The sequence below is a fragment of the Nonomuraea sp. NPDC049152 genome, from assembly GCF_040648355.1.
Lineage (GTDB): Bacteria > Actinomycetota > Actinomycetes > Streptosporangiales > Streptosporangiaceae > Nonomuraea.
This window is the reverse complement of the sequence record NZ_JBEZDO010000077.1, coordinates 1,874-3,103: the sequence shown is the minus strand read 5'-3', so window position 1 is coordinate 3,103 and position 1,230 is coordinate 1,874. Positions and strand designations below refer to the sequence as shown.

Sequence of the window (1,230 nt, the reverse complement as noted above, 5' to 3'; positions counted from 1 at the left end):
GTGGCTGCTTCTAAGCCAACCTCCTGGTTGTCTCTGCGACTCCACATCCTTTCCCACTTAGCACACGCTTAGGGGCCTTAGTCGGTGATCTGGGCTGTTTCCCTCTCGACTACGGAGCTTATCCCCCGCAGTCTCACTGCCACGCTCTCACTTACCGGCATTCGGAGTTTGGCTGACGTCAGTAACCTTGTCGGGCCCATCGGCCATCCAGTGCTCTACCTCCGGCAAGAAACACGCGACGCTGCACCTAAATGCATTTCGGGGAGAACCAGCTATCACGGAGTTTGATTGGCCTTTCACCCCTACACACAGGTCATCCCCCAGGTTTTCAACCCTGGTGGGTTCGGTCCTCCACGAGGTCTTACCCTCGCTTCAACCTGCCCATGCGTAGATCACTCCGCTTCGGGTCTACAGCATGCGACTCAAACGCCCTATTCAGACTCGCTTTCGCTACGGCTCCCCCACACGGGTTAACCTCGCCACACACCATAACTCGCAGGCTCATTCTTCAAAAGGCACGCAGTCACATCACACACCAGCAAGCTGATGTAAGCTCCTACGGCTTGTAGGCACACGGTTTCAGGTACTATTTCACGACCCCTCACCGGGGCACTTTTCACCTTTCCCTCACGGTACTAGTGCACTATCGGTCATCAGGGAGTATTTAGGCTTACCAGGTGGTCCTGGCAGATTCACACAGGATTTCTCGGGCCCCGTGCTACTTGGGATCCCCTCAAACAGTCGACAAGGTTTCGCCTACCCGGCTCTCACGGTCTACGGCAGCCCTTCCCAGAGCTTTCAACTACCCCATCGATTTCTCACTGTTCGACCGATCGGCAGATCAATCAAGAGGGTCCCACGACCCCGAACATGCAACGCCTGCCGGCTATCACACATGCCCGGTTTAGCCTCATCCGCTTTCGCTCACCACTACTCACGGAATCACTGTTGTTTTCTCTTCCTACGGGTACTGAGATGTTTCACTTCCCCGCGTTACCACCAACCGCCCTATACATTCAGGCGGAGGCAACACCACATGACTGGTGCTAGGTTTCCCCATTCGGACATCCCCGGATCAACGTCTGGTTGGCGACTCCCCGAGGCTTAACGCAGCCTCCCACGTCCTTCATCGGCTCCTGATGCCAAGGCATCCACCGTGTGCCCTAAAAAACTTGGCCACAAAGATGCTCGCGTCCACTATGCAAATCTCAAACAACAAACAGCGACCAG

At 55.6% G+C, this 1,230-nt stretch carries 1 rRNA gene (running past one end of the window); it reads right to left on the bottom strand.

Annotated features, from left to right (window positions below):
• Positions 1-1,178 (bottom strand): 23S ribosomal RNA (locus AB0B45_RS51210); it reaches 1,921 nt to the left of the window's first position.
• Between the last annotated feature and the right edge of the window lie 52 nt (positions 1,179-1,230).